A 7,275-nucleotide genomic window follows, 5' to 3' on the forward strand; every position below is an offset into this window, starting at 1 on the left:
CGCATGCATCGTTACCGGAGCTGCCATGACTGCCAAACGCCCCTTCTCCGTCGCACCGCACTGGCACAATGTTGCGGCATTTCTCATGGCGGTAGGCCTGCTTATCGCACTGGGACTCGGCGGGTGCCACAAGTCCGACGTCAACTTATCCGACAAGCCTGCTGAGTCCTCGCAGCCGTATGAGAACGCGCCTGCTGATAGCTGGGTGTATCTCGATGCGAATATCCCTCTCGCTCAGTTGGCCGAGTTTGTTAATGCGGCAGTGCCGCCCTCGTTTTCGGGGAATGGGCAAACGCCTGAGGCGTGCAAATTTGGCAAAATATCGTGTGTGCATGCAAATTACGAGTACGGCGCAACGCGCGGACAGGCTGTTATAGGCCCTGCGCCCCAACACGAAGACGCAATACTGGTCCAGGTGCCAATAGCTATGACCGCCAATGCGAAGCTTTCTGGCACCATAGCCCAAGTGCTTTCTCTTAAGAAAAGCGTCTCGGCCGCAGCAGAACTTCGGATCACTCTCGGGCTTCGACTCGACGGAAATGGGTGTCCGGTTCTTGACTTTGCGGCCGACCACAATTGGACCCATCATCCTCAACTCGAGATTGCGCACAACGTGAATGTGGATATTGATGACATAGCAAACAAAATATTCAACGGCTTTCAAGCCGATGTTCGGCAGAAGCTGCAGGCTCAACTGTCGTGCGTTAAATTCAAGCAGTTGGTGGCCACGTACTGGAAGCCTTATACCTTCCCTGTTCAGGTAGCGCCGCAGCAACCGACCATCACTGTGGTGGTCACCCCCACGCAACTCGCCGTGGATGTGATGGAAGTCACTGATGACAACCTGCACATCCTCGCACTCGCTAAAGCCAAGACGCTGGCGACGACGACGCCTGACTCCAGCTACCCGGTCTCGGCCCCCGATGTCACCTCGCTCAGCAAGGTTCGCCGACCGGGGAATAGCGCCATGCACATCGTGTTGCCAGTGACGGTCGGCTATCCCGAAGTCACGACCGCGTTGCGTAGCTACGTGGTGGGCAAGACCTTCTCGACTAGCATCGCAGGCCAATCCGCCAGTGTCGAGGTACTAGACGGCACGATTTATCCGTCTGGTGGCTCGCTCGCCGTTGGCCTCAAAATCAAAGCCAGCCTCCCTGGGAAGCTGCTCGACACGTCTGGCTGGGTGTATCTTACTGGTCAGCCGGTGGTGGCTGCCGACGGCAACACGCTCGTGCTCGACAAGGTGACGTTCGCCCGCCAACTGGACAATGATCTGGTCATTGCGGGTAGCTTCGTGTTTCAGGACCTGATCCGTGCCAAGGTGCAGGAAGCCCTCACTAAAGCGCTGAACCTGCCGCAGCGCAAAGACCATGCGTTGCAAGCACTCAGCGACACGGTTGCTGCCAAGGCGAAGGGCAACGGCTACGCGCTCGAGCTGGCCAACCCGAAAGTCAGGCTGAACCGGGTCGTCGTGGCGAATTCGTTGGTAGTCGAGCCACAGGTCGACACCGACTTGGTCATTCATACTGACCTCAAAGCACTTTATACTTCGATGCAGACCAAACACTGATTGGGGGGGCGATCTCGAATAGGTGGCCATTACACGCTTGGGGATAGCTTGGTCACTTTGCGTTTGTGGTACACCAAAATCTGCGAATGCGTTACATGCTTTTCTGTATAAGGATCTAACGACGTTTGCTAGGTCCTGTATGGACCCAGCCGGACCCGAGACCATCAAGAAAATGCGGAATCCATTTACAGATAATGGTTCCTCTAGCCAACCAAATCTGACGCGCTTCATTGGTATCCAAGGGGCGATGGTACACGGTTAAGTACACACGAGACGTCGCCGATTTTCCCGTGTACAAACCGTGTCCAAGATCGTTACGACACTCAATGACACGCGCGTCAAGGCGCCGAACCCAAGGCGAGCGGGTACGTCGTGGCTGATGGCCAAGGATTCGTGCTCGAAGTAATGGCGAGCGATGCAAAAATCGTGCGCTACACGGCGAGTCGTCGCCGCCGCTCGTCCAATCAATTGCAATGAGCCTGACCGTCGCGATCATCGACGTTGGAATTGAATATCCTGAAAAAGCTACTTAGTGGTGGGTTGGCGGCCCATTGTTGTCTTACAATTTGGATTCGACTCATTTCGCAAAACCTTGCTTCGCAGCTTGAATTCAAAAAATATCAAATATGCCAACGCGATTTACCGTGCGGCGACCCCTGTCATCCGTATTCATGGCATGGAGGGCGGACGCTGGAAGCGAAACGTAGCGAAGGGCGCGAGAATCGGCCCATGGCTTCAGGCCAAATATGACATCCTGAATGCCGCAGTCTGGAGCGCGAAGGCCCCCTGCTTATACTTGGTCGCCGGTAACGATGAGGTGATCCGGTATGTAGGTATCTCCCGAAACCGGCTCAAAGACCGTTGGCGGACATCTCCCGCATACTACGCGGACACGATGATCCGCCTTCCCAAAAAGCAGCTTTTTCATAGCCAATGCTGGAAGCACATCGAACTCGAATGCGCCCGCCACCCCGAAAACAGCTATGAGGTTCGGTGTATTGACGGTGCCAGCTTGCTCCCTCTTCTTGAGCATTTTGGGCCGCCTCTTTCAGCATTCGCCGCGCTCCAGGGTGACGAGGAAGGCATCGTTGCCGGAGTCGAGCGCTGGATGTGCAATAACAAGGGGCCGGAACTTGTGACGTGGAACGTTGCGATGACCGGGGGCAGTGCCAGCAACTCGCGCAGCTCCGAGTCCGAGTGAAACGCCCGCTCCTTGAAGCGACGAAAAATTCTCACCGTTGGGAGTTGAGTGGTGCCGCATCGGCGATGCTCAGTCGACTCCTGTAGAGTAGCCAACCAAAGAGACCAGAAATGAACAGGCCGTTTGTCGTCGTCACTTGCGCTGCGTTGTTATCCGCATGCACGGTTCAGCAACCCATTGCCCGGTATGCTATTTCCGCTGACAACCGTGCAGCGATTAAAGTGCTTCACGCCAGGGACGTCGCAGTCGGGCCGTTCGTTTCGGCCGGCAAGATAGACCCGGATTGCCGAGGCGGGATGATTGTCACGCCTCCGGATGGTCTAACGTTCGAGGGGTACATACAGAAGGCGCTGGCAGATGAACTGAAGGTAGCTGATTCGTACAACGATGTCGTGCCGAAGGTGACTCTTTCTGGCCGCGTTGAAGAGCTTGAGTTCGCTTCGATGGAGGGGCTCACTGGTGGCTATTGGAGCATCAAGCTGGTAGTCAGCTCATCCAACGGCCAGTCACTGACCGTTCAACACAAATCCACGTTTAAAGCAGGTTTCGAGGGCTCTGAAGCTTGCCGGCGCGTTGCAGCGCAATTTCCCGCCGCGGTACAGGATGTCATTCACGCGCTAGTCACCGACAAGGCTTTTACGGCGCTGTTGCAGTAGCATGAGCTGGCGTCGACCGGCCGCGCACGAAGACGTGCACCCAGCCGGCGCAACGACATGGGCAGCTATCCAGCCTATCCGCCGTCCTTCGTGGTCGGCTTCTTACGGTGGCCGGTACGTGAAATCATCGCCGTGGTACCTGTATCGGCAATTCATGGTGCACAGGTTGGTACACGGGATTTTGATTCTTCGCTTGAGGGCTCGTGCAGTAAGCCACCGGGATACCTGCCAACATTCTGTATCGAAGTGAACGGGCGGGCCGAGAGAGCCCCCAAGCTGCAACACATAACGAACGCGGGGCATGCATGGGATTCGGATTCGGAAAACGCGGCGAGTCGTCGGGCAATTCGACGATCGACATGGCGAAAAGCCAGCGGTCGCGGTCGAATGACAACTTCACCGAAGGGCTGACGGTGCGTCGTGCGTTCGCGGTTTTCGAGTGCTGTGCGTCGTATGGCGCCTACGTCGACCTCAACGACGTCGATACCGGCTGGAACTACCTGCGGGAGGAGGGGCTGGTCTCGACCGGTCTGGAAACCGCGTGGAAGGACCTGGACGGCATCCTGCTGACCTATGCCAACGCCGGCGTGCTCGCCAAACCGGACAAGGAGCGCGCGGGCCAGCTGATGGATGCGATAGAAGCGCAGCTCGAAGCCGCGTGCGGCAAGGTGGAGGGCATGGTGGATGCGGTCGTCGCGATCAATGTCGCCCGGCTCAAATACCCGCCGAAGAGCTGGATCGTCGACGGGATATTCGCTGCCGTATTCGGCGTGATGGGCGGCACGATCCTGGGCCTCATGGCCGGCAAGCTCGCCGACAATACCCCGGCGGTCGAGAATGTCGTGTTCGCCCTCGTGATAATCGGCTCGGTGCTGGTGGCGCGATACCGCCATCAAAAGAAGATCGTCGCCGCCGACGCGAAAATCGCGCAGGCGCGCGCCGAGCTTGACCGCATGGTCGTCAGGAACCTGTCGCCTTCCGCCTATCCGCCACCGATGCCGGCCTCGGGTGCTGCCTGAAGTCGCCATCGGGCGCAGCGCCTGCCGCTGACGTCTGTCGAAGCTGATTCCGTCGCGAGGCCGACGTCGGCCGCGCGCATTACACCGAGGGCCACGATGTCAATCAATCCGACCGAACGCAACGCCATCATCCGCGCCGTCTTTGCCGACGGCGCGTCGTATCCCGACCTGACGCCCGGCCACGTCGCATTGATGCGGCGGCTCCGGGTGGTCTGGCTGCCGGTCGAATCCGGCGCGCCGGCCATTTATCCGGAATCGCCGCTCACGGGGAGCGACGCGACGATCGATCTCGCCAAGGCGATCCTCGATACCGACGACGACGTACGGGCCATTCGCACGCTAGCCGAACTCGGCCATCTCGTGCCCGAGTTCGTCACGGCCGCAGGTGAGCTGGCGCCGGGACACTATGTGATCCCGGAGGCGCTTCGCGAGGCATTCGATTTTCCGGAAAGCGGTGTCGATACGTCGGGGCATTTCGAATTGCGCGCCGAACATCTCGACCTGCTGCGCGCAGCCCTCTGGATGACGGTCGACTCGTACTCGATCGACGACGTGCTGAGCGAAGACGACTTCTGGCCGTTACCGTGCATCGACGGCAAACGGCCTTACGGAGATTGCTCCTACATCCAGATCGACATGGCCGAACTGCTCGGCGAGCCGTACCAGTACGACGCCGAGCGCAACCTGATCGAAGACGCGGACAAGGATGCACGCCTCGAGCGTCTCCATTACGAAACGCTCGCCGCGCTCCAGGTATTTCTGATGCATGCCGAGCTGACCACGCCGGCCTGAGGGCGTGACGGTCCGGATCGTCGAATCTGCATCGATACGCGAGCGGATCGACTCGTCCGGGCCCGCACCCGCATCAATCCCAGTGATGGTGATGGTAATACCCGCCATCGCTGTAATAGCCGCCTGCGGGCACGACGATACAGCCGCTCAACAACACGGCGACGCTGGCAATCAGCAAAAGGGTCTTCTTCATCGCATTCACCTGCTGGGGTTCGACATGAAACCCAGCATAGCGAGCGCCCGCAACACCGGCTGTAAGCGATCGTTTCCCTGTTCCGCAATCCGTAACGGCGGATTATTCCGGTCAGAATGACCGTAACAAATGCGCGCAAACAGCAGATGTTTTCAGGCGGCGACGACCCTGTTGCGCCCGGTGTCCTTCGCACGATAGAGCGCGGCATCGGCGGCTTCGATCAATGCATCGGGCGTCGAGAGATCGTCGGCCGACACGGTCGCGCAGCCGACGCTCACGCTCACGCGCCCGGTCGGCGCGGCAGGCATCGCGAGATCGAGCCGCAACACCGCTTCGCGCGCCTCCTCGGCGACCACCCGCGCGCCGCGCGCGCCCGTGTTCGGCAGCACGATCGCGAACTCCTCGCCGCCGTAACGCGCGACGATGTCCGCGGGCCGCCTCACCGCGCCGGCCAGCGCGTTCGCGACCGCAATCAGGCACGCATCGCCCTTCACGTGACCGAACGCGTCGTTGTACGTCTTGAAGTGGTCGACGTCGATCATCAGCAGCGACAACGGCTCGCCCTGTCGGCGCGCCTGCAGGAACAGCGTGTGGAAATGGTCGTTGAAGTGGCTGCGGTTGAACGCGCCCGTCAGCCCGTCGCGCGCGGACGAACGGATCAGCGTCGCATGCGCCTCGAACAGCCGCTGGTACAGCATCGTCACTTCCCACGCGAGCACGCAGACGAGCACGCCGGGCGTGAACATGCTGAACACGCGCGCGAGGTACCAGCCGACCGTGTAGCGATGGGTGCTCATCAGGTTCAGCGTCGTGTCGGTGAGGCACGCGAGCACCGCGATCGCGAGCCACAGGTCGAGTGTGGTGCGAAGCCGGCCGGTCACGACCACGGCGGCGAGCGCCAGCGCATTGAGCAGCCACACGACGAGCGCGACGCCGCTGACGGGCAGCACGGCCGCATCGCCCGGCGGACGAAACGCGGGCGGCAGCGGCACGTGCAGCGCGAACAGGCACAGCAATCCCGCGGCGACCGCCGGCCCGCCAACCAGCGCGAGCGTCCACCGGCGCGTCTGCCGCGCGCCGATCGGCGCACGCATCCGCCGCTCGCGCGCGAGCAGCGCGACCATCACGAAAGCCGGGAAGCCCGCGTGCCAGAACACCCACATCCACGCGGCACTTTGCGGCCGTGCGCCGAACAGCCCGTGCGGCGCGAACACGCCGGGAAAGGTGAGCAACTGCAGCGCGACGGCGAGCGCGGAGAACGCGTAGGCGCCGCCGAGCGCGCCGAGCACGGGCTGGCGCGTCACGGTGAACTGCGCGCCGAGGAAGAACGCGGCGATGCTCGCGGTGGTGAACACGGTGAGCGCGCACATCGGCATGAACGGCTCGACGGTCGGCAGGGCGACGTCCGCGTGCGGCGCGGCGATCCCGAGCGCGAGCAGGATGACAAGCGCCGTCAGCGCGCCGAACCAGAGCTGACGACGCGTCGTGTGCTGGATCAGGATGCCTTCCATGGAGTTCCCCGGCACGTAGGCGGAAACGCCCGGTCTTGCGCCGGGCGGCAGGCAGCCGGCCGCTGCGCGTCCGGTGCGGCCTGATGCTATCGCGTTATGGAAGTGCGCTCAAACCCCGAGGCCGGGGCCGAAGTTGCCGGCGACCCAGTGCGTGACGGCGTCGACGTCCGCGTAGTCCTGCTCGGGCAGGCCGTCGAGCATCGACAGCACCTCGTTGCTGGCGCCCGCGTCGCGCGCGGCATCGACGATCGCATCCTTGTTGGCCGGGTAGCGGACGGCGGCGAGGACGTCGGCGATCTGCAGGTCGATCGTTTCGTGGGGAATGTCGTGGCG

Annotated in this window: 7 protein-coding genes; 5 read left to right on the top strand and 2 right to left on the bottom strand. The window is 61.3% G+C overall.

Features of this window, described 5'->3' with window-relative positions; genetic code table 11:
- Positions 1-25: 25 nt before the first annotated feature.
- From GQ57_RS40840 to GQ57_RS34825, 5 genes are all read left to right on the top strand, one after another.
- Positions 26-1,570 (top strand): DUF4403 family protein, encoded by a 1,545-nt coding sequence (locus tag GQ57_RS40840; protein WP_075123021.1) that lies wholly within the window; start codon positions 26-28, stop codon positions 1,568-1,570.
- A 592-nt stretch (positions 1,571-2,162) separates the two neighbouring features.
- Positions 2,163-2,771: a hypothetical protein gene (locus GQ57_RS34810; RefSeq protein ID WP_235215179.1), complete on the top strand. Its 609-nt coding sequence runs from the start codon at positions 2,163-2,165 to the stop codon at positions 2,769-2,771.
- A 110-nt stretch (positions 2,772-2,881) separates the two neighbouring features.
- Positions 2,882-3,427: a hypothetical protein gene (locus GQ57_RS34815; protein WP_152601858.1), complete on the top strand. Its 546-nt coding sequence runs from the start codon at positions 2,882-2,884 to the stop codon at positions 3,425-3,427.
- A gap of 305 nt (positions 3,428-3,732) precedes the next feature.
- On the top strand, positions 3,733-4,446 hold the full coding sequence (locus GQ57_RS34820; RefSeq protein WP_034200252.1) for a hypothetical protein: 714 nt from the start codon (positions 3,733-3,735) through the stop codon (positions 4,444-4,446).
- A 96-nt stretch (positions 4,447-4,542) separates the two neighbouring features.
- The gene (locus GQ57_RS34825) at positions 4,543-5,238 is read left to right on the top strand and encodes a hypothetical protein (RefSeq protein ID WP_034200253.1); all 696 of its coding nucleotides are present in this window, start codon (positions 4,543-4,545) and stop codon (positions 5,236-5,238) included.
- Positions 5,239-5,583: 345 nt separating this feature from the next.
- Here GQ57_RS34825 and GQ57_RS34830 read toward each other — a convergent pair whose 3' ends face one another.
- The gene (locus GQ57_RS34830; RefSeq protein ID WP_034200254.1) at positions 5,584-6,942 is read right to left on the bottom strand and encodes a GGDEF domain-containing protein; all 1,359 of its coding nucleotides are present in this window, start codon (positions 6,940-6,942) and stop codon (positions 5,584-5,586) included.
- Positions 6,943-7,050: 108 nt separating this feature from the next.
- Positions 7,051-7,275: DUF2795 domain-containing protein (locus tag GQ57_RS34835; protein ID WP_034200255.1), on the bottom strand; the 225-nt coding region annotated here is incomplete at its 5' end.

The sequence above is a fragment of the Burkholderia sp. MSh2 genome (genome assembly GCF_000731655.1).
GTDB lineage: Bacteria > Pseudomonadota > Gammaproteobacteria > Burkholderiales > Burkholderiaceae > Burkholderia > Burkholderia paludis.